At 69.2% G+C, this 14,638-nt stretch carries 12 protein-coding genes; 5 read left to right on the top strand and 7 right to left on the bottom strand.

Annotation, left to right across the window (positions count from 1 at the left end; all coding sequences use genetic code 11):
• The 3 genes from ACFYPC_RS17565 to ACFYPC_RS17555 all read left to right on the top strand — a co-directional run bounded on the left by ACFYPC_RS17565 (position 1) and on the right by ACFYPC_RS17555 (position 4,372).
• On the top strand, positions 1–1,449 hold the full coding sequence (locus ACFYPC_RS17565; RefSeq protein ID WP_388676580.1) for an alkaline phosphatase PhoX: 1,449 nt from the start codon (positions 1–3) through the stop codon (positions 1,447–1,449).
• Positions 1,450–1,928: 479 nt separating this feature from the next.
• A complete protein-coding gene (locus tag ACFYPC_RS17560; protein WP_388676577.1) occupies positions 1,929–3,512 on the top strand; it encodes a TROVE domain-containing protein in 1,584 nt (527 codons plus the stop codon).
• A gap of 293 nt (positions 3,513–3,805) precedes the next feature.
• On the top strand, positions 3,806–4,372 hold the full coding sequence (locus tag ACFYPC_RS17555; RefSeq protein WP_388676574.1) for a TetR/AcrR family transcriptional regulator: 567 nt from the start codon (positions 3,806–3,808) through the stop codon (positions 4,370–4,372).
• A 373-nt stretch (positions 4,373–4,745) separates the two neighbouring features.
• Here the strand turns inward: ACFYPC_RS17555 and ACFYPC_RS17550 are convergent, their stop codons facing one another.
• From ACFYPC_RS17550 to ACFYPC_RS17520, 7 genes are all read right to left on the bottom strand, one after another.
• Entirely contained in the window at positions 4,746–5,948 is a 1,203-nt protein-coding gene (locus tag ACFYPC_RS17550) for a TerD family protein (RefSeq protein WP_388677282.1), read from the bottom strand.
• Between the two features lie 108 nt (positions 5,949–6,056).
• Positions 6,057–7,046 carry a zinc-dependent alcohol dehydrogenase family protein gene (locus tag ACFYPC_RS17545; protein ID WP_388676571.1) on the bottom strand — a complete coding sequence of 330 codons (990 nt, stop codon included), beginning with the start codon at positions 7,044–7,046 and terminating at the stop codon, positions 6,057–6,059.
• A complete protein-coding gene (locus tag ACFYPC_RS17540; protein WP_388676568.1) occupies positions 7,043–7,900 on the bottom strand; it encodes a carbohydrate ABC transporter permease in 858 nt (285 codons plus the stop codon). The genes ACFYPC_RS17545 and ACFYPC_RS17540 overlap by 4 nt, the downstream gene beginning before the upstream one ends.
• A complete protein-coding gene (locus tag ACFYPC_RS17535; protein ID WP_388676565.1) occupies positions 7,897–8,847 on the bottom strand; it encodes a carbohydrate ABC transporter permease in 951 nt (316 codons plus the stop codon). Before ACFYPC_RS17535 ends, ACFYPC_RS17540 begins: the two co-directional genes overlap by 4 nt.
• A complete protein-coding gene (locus tag ACFYPC_RS17530) occupies positions 8,844–10,214 on the bottom strand; it encodes an ABC transporter substrate-binding protein (RefSeq protein ID WP_388676562.1) in 1,371 nt (456 codons plus the stop codon). Before ACFYPC_RS17530 ends, ACFYPC_RS17535 begins: the two co-directional genes overlap by 4 nt.
• Positions 10,215–10,338: 124 nt before the next feature.
• Positions 10,339–11,100 carry a DeoR/GlpR family DNA-binding transcription regulator gene (locus tag ACFYPC_RS17525; RefSeq protein ID WP_388676560.1) on the bottom strand — a complete coding sequence of 254 codons (762 nt, stop codon included), beginning with the start codon at positions 11,098–11,100 and terminating at the stop codon, positions 10,339–10,341.
• A gap of 291 nt (positions 11,101–11,391) precedes the next feature.
• Entirely contained in the window at positions 11,392–12,201 is an 810-nt protein-coding gene (locus ACFYPC_RS17520; protein ID WP_388676558.1) for an NAD-dependent epimerase/dehydratase family protein, read from the bottom strand.
• 261 nt (positions 12,202–12,462) lie between these two features.
• Here ACFYPC_RS17520 and ACFYPC_RS17515 point away from each other — a divergent pair, with 261 nt between their 5' ends.
• Together ACFYPC_RS17515 and ACFYPC_RS17510 are read left to right on the top strand one after the other, a co-directional pair.
• On the top strand, positions 12,463–13,407 hold the full coding sequence (locus tag ACFYPC_RS17515; RefSeq protein ID WP_388676556.1) for a 5-dehydro-4-deoxyglucarate dehydratase: 945 nt from the start codon (positions 12,463–12,465) through the stop codon (positions 13,405–13,407).
• A 31-nt stretch (positions 13,408–13,438) separates the two neighbouring features.
• Positions 13,439–14,605, top strand: coding sequence for a hypothetical protein (locus ACFYPC_RS17510; protein ID WP_388676553.1), 1,167 nt, complete (start codon positions 13,439–13,441; stop codon positions 14,603–14,605).
• The last annotated feature ends 33 nt before the right edge of the window (positions 14,606–14,638 follow it).

Raw genomic sequence — 14,638 nt, 5'->3', positions numbered from 1 at the left:
ATGTCGCTCACCCGCAGGGACTTCGCCAGACAGTCCGCGATCACCGGCGCCGGTGTCGCACTGGCCGGCAGCGTCGGCGCCCTCGCCACCGCGCCGAACGCCCTCGCGTCCACGGAGACCGAGAGCGAGGGTGTGGATGCGGCGGGCCACCAGTCCGGTGTCGGCTACGGACCGCTGATCCCCGACCCGGAGGGCCTGCTCGCACTGCCCGCCGGGTTCTCCTACCGCGTCATCACCTACAGCGGCAGGACCAAGCTCGAGTCGGGCGAATCCACGCCGTCCAACCACGACGGCACGTCCACCTTCGAGGGCCCGCGCGGCGCCACCCTCCTCGTCAACAACCACGAGCTGGCCGGTCCCCGCGCCCAGTGGTCCCACCCGGTGCCGCTCACCGAGGGCCTGGTCTACGACCCGGCCGCGGCCGGCGGCTGCACGGTCGTGGAGGTACGCGGCGACCAGGTGGCCGAATGGGTCGGCATCGCGGGCACCGCCACCAACTGCGCGGGTGGCAACACCCCTTGGGACACCTGGCTCACCTGCGAGGAGACCGAGGACAAGGCCGGCACCAACGGCTTCACCAAGGACCACGGCTACGTCTTCGAGGTCGACCCCAAGGACCGCCGCCGCAACAAGAACCCCCAGCCCATCAAGGCGCTCGGCCGCTACGCCCACGAGGCCGTCGTCGTCGACCCCAAGCGCGGTCGCCTCTACCTCACCGAGGATGCCTCGGGCCCCAACGGGCTGCTGTACCGCTGGACCCCGCCGCAGGGTTTCGAGCACGGCCACGGCCAACTCGCCACCCTTGCCGCCGATGCCGGCGCGTACCAGGCCTTCAAGTGCTTCGACTCCGGCGGCCGGTTCGTCGACGACCTCTCCCGTGCCACCAAGATCGGCACGGTGTACGGCGTCGACTGGGTCGACGTCCCCGACCGTGACGCCAGGACCGTCTCCGTCCGCAAGCAGTTCACCGACAGCCAGGTCACCCGCGCCCGCAAGCTCGAAGGCATGTGGTGGGGCGACGGCGGCGTGTACATCGTCTCCTCCTACGCCCGCACCGAGAGCCCCGGTCAGGCACACGACGGCGCCGTCTGGTTCTACGACCCCAAGCGCCGCACCCTGACCCTGAAGGTCCTGATCGGCGTGAACCCGGACCCCTCCGTCGACGGCGCCTTCGACGGCCCCGACAACATCACCGTCTCCCCGTACGGCGGCCTCGTCATCGCCGAGGACGGCTCGGGCATCCAGCACCTGTTCGGCGCCACTGACAGCGGCCGTACGTACCCGATCGCACGCAACGAACTCAACATCGGCACCGAAGCGGAGCCGGAGTACAGCGAGTTCACCGGCGTCACGTTCTCGCCCGACGGCAGGACCCTGTTCGCCAACATTCAGGTCCCGGGAATCATGCTGGCCATCACGGGGCCCTGGAAGCGCCAGAAGCGCGGATAGTTAATTCGCTCGCTCGTCCCGCGGTACGCCTCCTACAGTGATGCATGTCCAGGTGCGAAGGCAGGACCTACTTCCACTGATAATGGGGCGGCCGCGGGTTCGAATCCCGTCACCGGTACAACTCGCCGGTGTAGCTCAGGGGTTAGAGCACCTACGTCGGTTCCGCCGGCCTTGAACTCTGGACACCACAACTTCATGCACCTCCCGGTGCGCAGGCTGCGGCTACTTCTTTCGAACAGAATCCAGGCCGCCGCCGACTTGATCTCGGGAGGCGCAGCTTATGGTGTGTGCCCGGTGCGCAGGCAGCGGTTACTTCTGGGATCGGAAGGTTGCGGGTTCAAATCCCGTCATCGGCCTCGGGCCGGTGTAGCTCAATTCGGTAGAGCATCTGAATAAGTCCGTCGCCGACCTCTGAACTCGGGCACGCTCCATTTGCTGCGCCTCCCTCCGTACACCAATGAATTCGGGGGGAATTCACCATGGCGCGATTCAACACCAAGTCCGCGAAGGCACAGTCCACTTCGCGTGTGACGTCGACGGGGCGTGTGCTCCGCACCTTCCAGGGCGGCCGAGGCCGCGAGCGCGACCAGCGCTCCGAGCTTTTTCTGCTCGCCGTGGCCAACTTCGTTTCGCAGCAGACCTTTTACGAGACCGGCGCGGACCGCGACGACCGGTTCGCCGCGCTGGTACGTGAACTCGCCGTCGCGGACCCGTCGTGGACGGCCGGCCTGCTCGGCTGGCTGCGCGGCGAGGGCAACCTGCGCACCGCCTCGATCGTGGGCGCCGCCGAGTACGTGAAGGCGCGCCTCGACGCGGGCGCGACGGACGGCCCGGCCAACCGCCAGGTCATCGACTCCGTGCTGCGGCGCCCCGACGAGCCCGGCGAGTTGCTCGCCTACTGGACCGCGCGGTACGGCCGCAACGTGCCCAAGCCCGTCAAGCGGGGCATCGCCGACGCCGTACGACGTCTCTACAACGGCAAGTCGCTGCTGAAGTACGACACCGCGTCCAAGGGGTACCGCTTCGGCGACATCCTCAACCTGGTGCACGCGGCGCCGGACCCGGGCAAGGCGTGGCAGGGCGAGCTGTTCCAGTACGCGCTGGACCGGCGGCACAACCCGGACACGGCGGTGGTGCCCAAGTCGCTGCCCGTACTCGCGGCCCACCGTGACCTGATGGCGCTGCGGCCCGCCAAGCGGCGCAAGGTCGTGACCGGAGCGCACGGCGCGCAGCGCCTGGCGGAGGCGGGCATGACCTGGGAGGCGCTGGCCGGCTGGCTGCAGGGGCCGATGGACAAGGCGGCCTGGGAGGCCGTCATTCCGTCCATGGGTGCGATGGCGCTGGTCCGCAACCTGCGGAACTTCGACGAGGCGGGTGTCAGTGACGAAGTGGCGGCTCAGGTCGCCGCGAAGATCAGTGACCCGGCCGAGGTGGCGCGCTCGCGGCAGTTCCCCTTCCGCTACCTCGCCGCGTACCAGCACGCGCCCTCGCTGCGCTGGTCGTACCCGCTGGAGCAGGCGCTCGGTCACTCGCTGGCCAACGTACCGGCGCTGCCCGGACGGACCCTCGTCCTCGTCGACCGGTCCGGCTCGATGTTCTTCTCGCGGCTTTCGGAGCGCTCGGAGCTCAACCGGGCCGACGCCGCGGCGATCTTCGGTACGGCGCTCGCGCTGCGGGCGGCGGACGCGGATCTCGTCGAGTTCGGTACGAGCAGCAAGCGGGTGAAGTTCCGCCGGGGCGAGTCGGTGCTCAAGGTGCTGGAGCGGTTCGGCGACCTCGGCGGCACCAACACGACCGAGGCGGTCCGGCAGCACTACAAGAAGCACGACCGGGTGCTGATCGTCACCGACGAGCAGGCCGCGGCGAGCCACTACGGTGACCCGACCGAGCAGGTCCCGGCGCAGGTACCGGTCTATACGTGGAACCTGGCCGGGTACCGGGTGGGGCACGGTCCGTCCGGGCAGGGGAACCGGCACACCTTCGGAGGCCTCTCGGACGCGGCGTTCCGGATGGTGCCGCTGCTGGAGGGCGCTCGGGACGCCGACTGGCCCTGGGCGGCCTGAGGCCGGGAACATCCTCATCAGCCGGCTCGCCCGCCCGCCCGTGCCCGTGAGCAGAATGCCCGGATCGCTCACGGGACCGGTCAACTCATCGGTGTGGAAAAGGAGTTGCCTCGGGCGGACGTCGAGCTGGACCAGCGGGGTCACGCGACCGTGCTGTACGCCCGTCTGGGCGGGCAGCCTGCCCCGGACAGGCCCGTGGGGGTGAAGTCGAGATCCTGTTGGACGTCGGGCAGTGCTGCGTCGACCTCTCGGTAAGATGCGGAGAGGGTCCCCGGTTGGCAAGGAGTATCTGAATGACGCAGGTCAAGCCGATGCGGGCCGATGCGCGGCGGAACTATGAGCGGCTGCTCGAAGAGGCGGCGGTCGCCTTCGGCGAGCACGGGGAGGGTGCGTCGCTCGACGACATCGCCAAGAAGGCGGGGGTCGGGTCCGGGACCCTGTACCGGCACTTTCCGACGCGGCAGGCGCTGTTGGAGGCCGTCTACGTCGACAGGATCGAGGCGATCGCGGCTCGCGCGGACGAGATCGCGGCGGTGTTGCCGCCCGGCGAGGCGCTGGTGGAGTGGCTGAACGAGCTGGCCCTGTCGATGATCGAGGTTCGGGGGCTCAAGGCGTTGCTCGGGTCGGCTGTCTCGGACGGGAGTTCAGCCGTGCTCGCGGTGTGCGGCACCTCGGTCAGGGGGGCGGCCACGCGGCTGGTCGAGGGGGCGCAGCGGGAAGGGACCCTGCGGGCGGACGTGTTGCCGATCGAGGTGCTTCGGCTGGCCCATGGGGTGGCCGGCGCGTCGGAGCTGGCGAATGGCGAGGGGACGCACATCCGGCGGTATCTGACGCTGCTTACGGAAGGGCTGCGGGCGTAGCGCGGTCGCCCATGGGGTGGCCGGTCCTGCGGGCCTTAGCGTGTCTCGCCCACGGGGGCGGGTGGGTTGTGCGGACGTCGCGCGTTTCGCGCCTGCGGCCGTTGCGCGTCTCGCCCACGGGGGGTGCGTGGGTCGGGTGCGCGCCGGTACATCCGCCCGCATCCGAACGGATCAACTGGGGTTGATCGGTGAACGTGTGCTCTCGATCCGTTCGGCTGCGGGCATTTGATGTACCGGCACGCCCCCTTCCGCGGTCTTGCGGGTGCGGGTGCGGGTGCGTCCGGGGGGATCTTGAAGACCCAGCGTCGGGCCCCGCTCCGCGACCGGCGCGGACGGCCCGTGCAGTTGGTCGTCGGTGTCGGCGGGCTTGGACTCAGAGGGCCTGGGCTGCCGGCTTGACCATGCCGCGGACTGTGCGGGACTTGACGAAATCGCCCAGGGCGGTCATTTCCCACTCGCCGGAGAACTGCTTGATGAGCTTGGCCATGATGACGCCCGTCTGGGCTTCGGCGCTGGTGAGGTCGAAGCGGACCAGTTCCTCGCCGGTGGCGGCGTCGATGAGGCGGCAGTAGGCCTTGGCGACCTCGGTGAACTTCTGGCCGGAGAAGGAGTTGACCGTGAAGACCAGGCCCGTGACCTCCTGCGGGAGACGGCCCAGGTCCACGACGATCACCTCGTCGTCTCCGCCGCCCTCGCCCGTGAGGTTGTCGCCGGAGTGCTTGATCGCGCCGTTCACGATGGAGAGCTTGCCGAAGTAGCAGCTGTCGATGTGGTTGCGCTGCGGGCCGTACGCGATGACCGAGGCGTCCAGGTCGATGTCCTTGCCGCGGAACGCGGGCTCCCAGCCGAGACCCATCTTGACCTGGGAGAGGAGCGGGCGGCCGCCCTTGACCAGGGAGACGGTCTGGTTCTTCTGCAGGCTCACCCGGCCCTTGTCCAGGTTGATCTTGCCGGAGGAGGCGGGGGTGGGAGCAGCGGCAGCGGCGGGGGGAGCGGCCGGGGGCGGCGGGGGCGTCACCTGGCGTTGCGCTGCGGGCGCGGGCGCGGGCGCGGGCGGCGTCGGTTGAGGTGCGGCGGGGGCCGGTTCCTCCACCGAGACGCCGAAGTCCGTGGCGATGCCTGCCAGGCCGTTCGCGTAGCCCTGGCCTACCGCTCGGGCCTTCCATGCGCCGTTGCGGAGGTAGACCTCCACGATCACCAGGGCCGTCTCCGTGCCGAGCTGGGGCGGGGTGAACGACGCCAGGACGGAGTTGTCGTCCGCGTTGCGGATCGTGGCCGTGGGCTCGATGCCCTGGAAGGTCTGGCCCGCCGCGTCCGGGCTCGCCGTGACGACGATCTTCTCGATGCCCGGGGGGACCGCGGCCGTGTCGACCGTGATCGTGTCGGGGGCCGTGCCGCCGCCCGAGCGGTACGTCACTCCCGGGCCGGTGGGCTGGTTGAAGAAGATGAAGTCGTCGTCGGAGCGCACCTTGCCGTCGGCGGTGAGCAGCAGGCTCGACACGTCGAGCCGCACCGGGGCGGCGACGTCCACCGTCACGCGGGCGACGGGGAGAGGGATGTTCGAGCCGGGGGTCATAGCTGTCATGACTGGGGTAACGAGCGGGGGCGCTTTACCGTTCCCTTACCAAGCGAGGATTTGGTCCCGGCGCCCCCATTCGTCCCTATGGCGCCACTACGATCTTCCCTAGGGCACCACCACGATCTTCCTTCCCACCCCCGACGCGAACTGCTCCAGTGCCTGCGGGTACTGGTCCAGCGGCAGCCGGTCGCTGATGAAGACGTCGGGGTCCAGGACACCGGTCGCGAAGAGTTCCGCCGCCCGTTCGTAGCTGTGCAGGACGGCCATGGAGCCGGTGATGGTGATCTCCTGGTTGTAGATGCGGTACGGGTCGATCGTGACCCGGGTCGCGTAGTCGGCCACTCCGAACTGGAGGAAGGTGCCGGCCTTCGCGACACGACCCAGGCCGTCCTGGATCGCCGCGGCGTTGCCGGTCGCGTCGATGACCAGGTCCCAGCCCTGGGGGCGGTCCAGCTCGTCGGCGTTCGTGGCGGACGAGGAGACGCCGAGCTGCTGGGCCGTCGACAGGCGCTGCTGGTTGAGGTCCACCATGTCCACGCTCGCCGCGCCCGTGCGCTTCGCCAGCTCCAGCATCATCAGGCCCATTGTTCCGGAGCCGTAGATCAGGACATGGGCGCCCAGGCGGGACTGCAGGACGTCGTAGCCGCGCACCGCGCAGGACAGGGGTTCGATCAGGGCCGCGTCCTGGGTGCGGACGTGTTCCGGGAGCTTGACGCAGTTGGCCACGGGGGCCACCGCGAACTGGGCGGCTCCGCCGGCTGTGGTGACGCCGATCGCGGCCCAGCGTTCGCAGAGGTTGTTGTGGCCCGTACGGCAGTACCGGCACTCGTAGCAGTAGAGGGAGGGGTCGACGGCGACCTGGTCGCCGACCGAGAGCTCCGTGACCTGGGTGCCGACGCCGATCACCTCGCCGGCGAACTCGTGCCCCGGCACGATCGGCAGCTTGGGGGCGAACTCGCCCTGGAGGATGTGCAGATCGGTGCCGCAGAGGCCGCAGGCGGCGACCTCGACGACGACCTCTCGGGGGCCCGGCGTCGGGTCCGGAACCTCCGCCACCACCGCACGGCCGACGGACTCGATGACTGCGGCCTTCATTTCACGGCTCCCAACGACAGACCCTGGACCAGCTTGTCCTGGGCGGCGAACCCCGCGGCGAGCACCGGCAGGGAGATGACGAGCGACGCGGCGCACACCTTCGCCAGGAACAGGCCCTGGCTGGTGATGAAGCCGGTCAGGAAGACGGGGGCGGTCTCGGCCACCACACCGGTGAGGACCCTGGCGAACAGCAGCTCGTTCCAGCTGAAGATGAAGCAGATCAGGGCTGTGGCGGCGATGCCGGGGAGTGCGATGGGGGCCACGACACGCCCCAGGATCGTCGGGAGTCTGGCGCCGTCGATCTGTGCAGCCTCGATGATCGCGATCGGCACCTCGGAGAGGAAGGACTGCATCATCCACACGGCGATGGGCAGGTTCATCGCGGTGTAGAGGATGACCAGCGTCCAGATGTTGTCGAGCATGCCGGCGTTCTTGGCGAACAGGTAGATCGGGAGCAGGCCCGCTACGACCGGCAGCATCTTCGTCGACAGGAAGAAGAACAGGACGTCCGTCCACTTCTTCACCGGGCGGATGGACAGTGCGTAGGCAGCGGGAAACGCCAGCACGAGGACGAACAGCGTCGACACGATCGAGGCGGTGGCCGAGTTGATCAGTGCGGGCCAGGGGCTCGCGCCGCCGTCCACGCCGAAGAACTGCCGGTAGCTGTCGAGGGTGAGGGAAGCGGCGATCGACGGGGGGTTGGTGGCCGCGTCGGCCTCCGAGTGGAAGGAGGTGAGGACCATCCACAGGATCGGAAGGACGAACAGAATGCCTGCCAGCCAGGCGATCACGCCCAGCGCGGCCCCTTTGGGCGCGCGCCTGCGCGGCGGGGGTGCGGTCACTACGTTGGTCATGCGCGGGACGCCTCCTCCCGGAAGAGTGACGACACGACCCGCAGGGCGAAGGTCGCGAGGATGAGTGAGCCGATCACGACGAGTACGCCGGCCGCCGATGCCAGGCCGTATTCGTGCGCCTGGTAGAAGGTCTGGTAGATCGTGTACGGCAGGTTCGCGGTACCGAGCCCGCCGGAGGTGATCGTGAACACCGCGTCGAAGTTCTGCACGATGTAGATCGACCCCAGCAGTACGCCGAGCTCCAGATAGCGGCGCAGGTGCGGCAGGGTGAGGTGGACGAACACCTGCCAGTCGCTCGCGCCGTCCATGCGCGCCGCCTCGACCAGTTCGGCGTCGCGGCTCTGCAGTCCGGCGAGCAGGATCAGCATCATGAACGGCGTCCACTGCCAGATCAGTGAGGCCTCGACCGCGAGGAGCGGGGTGTCCGAGATCCAGTCGGGCTGGGGTGCGCCGTCGCCTCCGATCCAGTGCAGTACGCCGTTGAAGAGGCCGTACTCGGGGTTGTAGAGCACGTGCTTCCACAGCAGCGCGGCCGCGACGGGAACCAGCAGGAACGGCGCGATGAGCATCGTCCGTACCACTCCGCGGCCGCGGAACCTGCGGTCCAGGAGCAGCGCGAGGAGCAGGCCGAGGAGCAGGCTGACCAGCACCACGGTGACGGTGAGCAAAATGGTCGTCCACACCGACCTGCGCAGGTCGGGCGTGGTGAGGACGTCGGCGTAGTTGCTGAATCCGGTGAGGTGGCGGTCGTTGGGATACAGGGCGTTCCAGTCGAAGAACGAGTACACCAGGGTGGCCACGAACGGCAGCTGCGTCACGACGATCATGAAAATCAGGGCGGGCAGCAGCGGGGCGCGGGTGGCCCACGCACGCATGCGGTTCGACGGCCCGGCCGAACGCGGCGGCCTGCCGGCCGCCGCGACCCGGGCAGGAGCGGTGACGGTCATGACCCCTCGTACTTCTTGCCGACCGCCTCGGCGAGCGCCTGGGAATTCTTCAGTGCGCTGTCGACGGACTGCTTACCGGCGATGGCCGAGCTGATCTCCTGGGAGACCTTGGTCCCCAGGTCGGTGAACTCGGGGATGCCGACGAACTGGATGCCGGGCGCGGGGCGTTCCTGCACGCCCGGGTTGTCGGGCTCCGCCGACGCGATGGCCTCCCGGGTCACGTCCGCGAAGGCCGCGGCGTCCTTGCGGTACTCCGGGATGTCATAGGTGGAGCTCCGCTTGCCGGCCGGGACGTTGGCCCAGCCGATGCTCTTGCCGACGAGGTTCTCGTACTCCTTGCTGGACGCCCAGGAGATGAACTTCCACGAGTTCTCCGCGTTCTGGGACGCCTTCTGGATGCCCCAGGCCCAGGTGTAGAGCCAGCCGGAGCTCTTCGTCTCCTCGACCGGCGCCGGGACGTAGCCGACCTTGCCCTTTACCGGGGAGTCGGAGGCCTCCAGCGACCCCGCGCCCGCAGTGGCGTCGTACCACATGGCGGTCTTGCTCTGTGTCATGTTGTTGAGGCACTCCGCGTAACCGGACTGGGCGGCGCCCGCCTCGCCGTGCTTCTGGACGAGGTCGACGTAGAACTGGGTGGCCTTCTTGAACTCCGGTGAGTCCAGCTGCGCCTGCCAGTCCTTGTCGAACCAGGTGCCGCCCATGGTGTTGACGACGGTGGTCAGCGGAGCGATCACCTCACCCCAGCCGGGCAGACCGCGCAGACAGATGCCCTTCATGTCGGCCTCGGCGGTGTCGACCTTGGCCGCGAGGTCTGCCACCTGGTCCCAGGTGGGGTTGGCGGGCATGGTCAGCCCGTTCTTCTCGAAGATGTCCTTGCGGTACATCAGGAACGACGACTCGCCGTAGAAGGGCTCTCCGTAGAGTTTGCCGTCCTCCGCGGTGAGGGCCTCCGTCATCGGCGGCAGGATGTCGGCCTGGTCGAAGGCCTTGTCGCCCGCGACGTACGAGTCCAGGTCGTGCAACCAGCCATTCTTGGCGTAGATCGGGATCTCGTAGTTGCTCAGGGTCGCGACGTCGTACTGGCCGGCCTGGTTGGCGAAGTCCTGGCTGATCTTGTCGCGGACGTCGTTCTCGGGGAGCACGGTGAAGTTCACCTTGATCCCGGTGTCCTTGGTGAAGTTGTCGGCGGTGAGCTTCTGCAGCTCCACCATCTGGGGGTTGTTGACCATCAGGACGTTGATGGAGTCACCGCCGGAACTGGCGGAGCCTCCGGCTCCTGAACACGCTGCGAGCAGCGGGGTGATCAGCGTTCCCACGGCAGCCACTATCACGAGGTTACGGGGCTTCCGGCGGCTCTTCGTTCTCATGGGGTGCTCCTGGGGCGTATGTGGAGATAAGGGGCGGAACGGCTCTGGTGATGCCTTGGGGAGGGTGAGCTGGACTTTTGGACGGAGGGTGTGGCCGTTGTGCCGGCGCGCTGCCGGGCTGGGGTCAGACGCGGATGACCTGGGGTCCTTGCAGTGCGTAGCGGTGGGCCTCGGACGAGGGGAGCTGGCTGCTCGTGACCATCGCCTCCAGTTGTGCGATCTCGGCGAACCGGCAGAAGCTGACCGCTCCGAACTTGGTGTGCACGCCGGCGAAGATGGTGCGCCGGGAGGCGCGGATCGCCTGGGTCTTGACCTCGCTGACCGCCGGGTCCGGGGTGGTGAGGCCGTGGTCGCGGGAGATGCCGTTGGCGCCGATGTATGCCAGGTCGATGACGAACCCGGCGAGCATCTTCGTTGTCCAGTGGTCGACGGTGGCGAGGGTGCCGGGGCGTACCCGGCCGCCGAGCAGCAGCACGGTGGTGTTACCGGTTTCGGCCAGTGCGCCCGCGGTGGTGAGGGAGGCGGTGACGACGGTCAGCGGCCGGTCGCGGGGCAGTGCCTCGGCGATGAGCTGAGGGGTGAACCCCTCGTCGACGAAGAGCGTCTCGGCGTCCCCGAGCAGCTCGGCCGCGGCGGCGGCGATCCGGCGCTTCTCGGGGAGGTGGCTGGTGGCCCGGAACGCGAGTGTCGTCTCGAAGCCCGCGCTCTCCACGGGATAGGCGCCGCCGTGGGTGCGGCGGAGGAGTCCATGGTCCTCCAGGACGCGGAGATCGCGGCGTACGGTTTCCTTGGCCACGCCCAACTCGAGGGCGAGCGTGGTGACATCGACGGATCCCGTGCGGCGGGCGGCGTTGATGATCTCGCGCTGTCTGTCTTCCGCAGTCATGGCCGACACCCGCCTCTCCGCTGCTGCCCGTTCGGGCCGCGCTCGGCCCTTGGGGGAAGTTTTACAGCGGTTTTGTGTCGCTGACCAGGCTTGTTACCTGCCCGATGGTGCCCGTCCGTGCCCGCTTCACTAACGGACTGCCCGCCTCGGACCTGGGTCGGACGTGAGATCGGGCAGCGGGTGTGCCCGAATGGGGGAGCGGGCGGGCCCGTTCGGTGCCCGCCCGCTCAGAAAGTGTCCATTGTGTCACAGTGAGTAGTCGCCCTTGCCGGCTCCAAGGCCGTGTCCTGGTCAGTACGGCCAGATGGGCGGGTCGTTCACGAAGTGGCCGCCCAGGTAGGCGTGTGCCTGATTCTCCGGGTCCAGTTCGCCCTGCTCGGCGATGAGCTTCGCGGCGTACGGCTCGGAGTCGTCCTGCGGCTCGTAACCCAGCGCTCGGGCGGTCGAGAGGTCCCACCACAGGCGGGTGTTGGCAGAGGAGCCGTAGACGACCGTGTGCCGTACGTCCTTCGCGGTCAGCGCCGCGTGGAAGAGGCGGGCGCCGTCCTCCGGACTCATCCAGACGGAGAGCATGCGCACGCTCGCAGGCTCGGCGAAGCAGGAGCCGATGCGGACCGAGACCGTCTCCTGGCCGTGCTTGTCCCAGTAGAACTGGGCCAGGTCCTCGCCGAAGGACTTCGACAGGCCGTAGAAGGTGTCCGGGCGGCGCGGGGCGTCGATGGGGATGAGGGGGTCGTCGCCCTGTGGGCGCGGGGCGAAGCCCACCACGTGGTTCGAGGAGGCGAAGACGATACGCCGTACGCCTTCCTCGCGTGCGGCCTCGTACAGGTTGTACGTCCCCTCGATGTTCGCCTTGAGGATCTTGTCGAACGAGGCTTCCAGGGAGATGCCCGCGAGGTGGATGATCGCGTCGACGCCCCGTACCGCCTCGCGCAGTGCCGCCTTGTCGGAGAGGTCCGCGGTGATCGCGTCCGGCTCGCCCTCGATGGGGAGCACGTCGAGGAGGCGCAGCTCGTAGCCGTACTTCGGCAGCAGCCCCCGCATCAGGGTGCCGACGCCGCCGGCGGCGCCGGTGAGCAGAACGGTGTGGGGAGCGGGCATCCTCGGGTCTCCTTGAATCGGCAGCCGTAGGTCATGCGCATGCGTGTACGACATTCACATCCATGGACACGCTAGGGATTGGCGACGGCTTACGTCAAGTCTCGCGCGGAGGCGAGGAATCCGCCTCTGTGTTGCGGGTTTGCGAGCTTGACCGGCCCCAAGGTCGCGGCTTAGCGTGGACGCGTTCAGAAATATGGACGTGGATCAGAAACGTGCACCGAGAGACGGGCACTGCGAACGTGCACCGCTTAGGGAGAGTCCGTGACGTCAGCCCCCCTCGCCGCCCGGCTCAGCATCCCCAGCGGGCCGCTCTTCTTCCCTGTCACCCCGTACGGCGCTGACGGCGGCGTCGACCTCGACGTGTACCGGGAGCATGTGCGGCGCGGAGTCGAGGCCGGAGCCGCCGCAGTGTTCGCCTGCTGCGGCACCGGGGAGTTCCACGCGCTGGCGCCCGAGGAGTTCGAGGCGTGCGTGGCGGCGGCTGTCGAGGCGGCGGACGGACGCGTGCCGGTTGTCGCGGGCGCCGGATACGGGCCCGCGCTCGCCGTGCGGTTCGCTCGGCTCGCGGAGGCGGCCGGAGCCGACGGGCTGCTCGCCATGCCGCCGTATCTCGTGGTGGCCGGGCAGGAGGGACTGCTGCGGCACTACCGGGAGTTCGCGGCGGCGACCTCGCTGCCGGTGATCGTCTACCAGCGCGACAACGCCGTGTTCACGCCGGAGACCGTGGTGGAGCTGGCCCGCACGGAGGGCGTCATCGGGTTCAAGGACGGGCTCGGTGACCTCGACCTGATCCAGCGGATCGTCAGCGCGGTGCGTACCGAGGCCCCGGGCGAGGAGTTCCTCTACTTCAACGGGCTGCCCACCGCCGAGCTGACAGGGCTCGCCTACCGGGGTGTGGGTATCACGCTGTACTCGTCCGCCGTGTTCTGCTTCGCCCCCGAGGTCGCCCTGGCCTTCCACAAGGCGCTCAACACCGGTGACGACGAGACCGCGAACCGGCTGCTCGACGGCTTCTACCGGCCGTTCGTCGACCTGCGGGCGCAGGGGCGCGGCTACGCCGTCTCGCTCGTCAAGGCGGGGGTACGGCTGCAGGGCCTTGACGTGGGTGAGGTGCGGCCTCCGTTGCACGAGCCGAGCGAGGACCATGTGAAGCAGCTCGCAGAGCTGATCGAGCGCGGTTACGGCCTGATCGAGGAGGGCGTGTGACCGTGCCGGTACGAATTCCTGGGGAGCACAAATGAAGTCGTCCGCGTTCGTCTATCCCTGGGATGTCAACGGAGACCCGGAGGCCGCCGGCCGGATCGCCGGGCTCGGCGTACAGCAGGTGACACTCGCCTCCGCGTACCACTCCACTCGCGCGCTGACGCCACGCCACCCCCGGCACCGGATCGTCACCGCCTCGCACGCCGCCGCGCTCTACCCCGTCGACGAGCGGTGGGAGGGGCGCAGGCTCTGGCCGTACACGGCAGGCGACTGGGCGCCGGGCGACGCGTACGGGGAAGCCGCCGACGCGCTCGCCGGGGCCGGACTCGACGTACACACCTGGGTGGTGCTCGCCCACAACTCCCGTATGGGGGAGGAGTTTCCGGAGACCTCCGTGGTCAACGCCTACGGGGACCGCTATCCGTGGGCTCCGTGCATCGCCCAGCCCGACACGCGCGCGTACCTGGTGGAGCTGGCCGCCGAGGCGGCGGTGCGGCCCGGAGCCGACGGTACGGAGCTGGAGTCCCTCGGCTGGTACGGCCTCGCGCATCTGCACGCCCACGACAAGACGGCGGGGGTGGCCCTCGGGGACGCCGGGCAGTACCTGATGTCGTTGTGCTTCTGTCCCTCCTGCGGCGACGGCTATGCACAACAGGGGCTGGACCCGCAGGAGTTGGCGGTCGCGGTCCGGCGGGCTCTGGAGCCCGTGTGGCGGGGCGAGGCTCCGGCCGGTGGCTGGGAGGCCGTGGAGAAGCTGCTCGGGGGCGAGCTCGCGACGGCCACGCGCGCGTGGCGGGACTCCGTCGCCCGTTCCCTGCAGACGGAGGCCGTCACCGCGGTGCGCTCGGCCGCCCCCGAGGGGTTCCGCATCGTGCTGCACGCGGACCCGGTCTCCTACCACTGCGGCGCGAACGCCGGCGTCGATCCCGGGCACATCCTGTCCGTCGCCGATGGCGTGGTCGTACCCTGCGCCGCAGGGCCCGGGTTGCTGACTCCCTTTGCCGACAGGGGTGTCGAGGGGAGCGTGCTGGCGGCCAACTTCACCGTGGTGAGCGGGATGGGGGGCCGCCCGGCGGAGCTCGGTGCGGACATCGCGCGGGCGGTCGAGCTGGGGGCCACCGAAGTGCGGCTGTATCACGCGGGGTTGGCGTCCGACGAGGACCTGTCGCTCGTGACTCAGACGCTCGCACGGCTCGGCTGAGGCCACAGCAGGGGCGCGAGCGCCACCGGCCGC

Origin of the sequence: Streptomyces sp. NPDC005808 (assembly GCF_042871385.1) — a bacterium.
In the GTDB taxonomy this organism is placed as follows: domain Bacteria; phylum Actinomycetota; class Actinomycetes; order Streptomycetales; family Streptomycetaceae; genus Streptomyces.
This window is presented reverse-complemented; position numbering and strand designations above follow the sequence as displayed.

Bases quoted from the DNA above. Each gene is read 5' to 3' on its own strand.
- ACFYPC_RS17520 (WP_388676558.1), bottom strand. From the start codon at position 12,201: ATGCCCGCTCCCCACACCGTTCTGCTCACCGGCGCCGCCGGCGGCGTC.
- ACFYPC_RS17540 (WP_388676568.1), bottom strand. From the start codon at position 7,900: ATGACCAACGTAGTGACCGCACCCCCGCCGCGCAGGCGCGCGCCCAAA.
- ACFYPC_RS17530 (WP_388676562.1), bottom strand. From the start codon at position 10,214: ATGAGAACGAAGAGCCGCCGGAAGCCCCGTAACCTCGTGATAGTGGCT.
- ACFYPC_RS17565 (WP_388676580.1), top strand. From the start codon at position 1: ATGTCGCTCACCCGCAGGGACTTCGCCAGACAGTCCGCGATCACCGGC.
- ACFYPC_RS17510 (WP_388676553.1), top strand. From the start codon at position 13,439: ATGAAGTCGTCCGCGTTCGTCTATCCCTGGGATGTCAACGGAGACCCG.
- ACFYPC_RS17550 (WP_388677282.1), bottom strand. From the start codon at position 5,948: ATGACCCCCGGCTCGAACATCCCTCTCCCCGTCGCCCGCGTGACGGTG.
- ACFYPC_RS17555 (WP_388676574.1), top strand. From the start codon at position 3,806: ATGACGCAGGTCAAGCCGATGCGGGCCGATGCGCGGCGGAACTATGAG.
- ACFYPC_RS17545 (WP_388676571.1), bottom strand. From the start codon at position 7,046: ATGAAGGCCGCAGTCATCGAGTCCGTCGGCCGTGCGGTGGTGGCGGAG.
- ACFYPC_RS17560 (WP_388676577.1), top strand. From the start codon at position 1,929: ATGGCGCGATTCAACACCAAGTCCGCGAAGGCACAGTCCACTTCGCGT.
- ACFYPC_RS17525 (WP_388676560.1), bottom strand. From the start codon at position 11,100: ATGACTGCGGAAGACAGACAGCGCGAGATCATCAACGCCGCCCGCCGC.
- ACFYPC_RS17535 (WP_388676565.1), bottom strand. From the start codon at position 8,847: ATGACCGTCACCGCTCCTGCCCGGGTCGCGGCGGCCGGCAGGCCGCCG.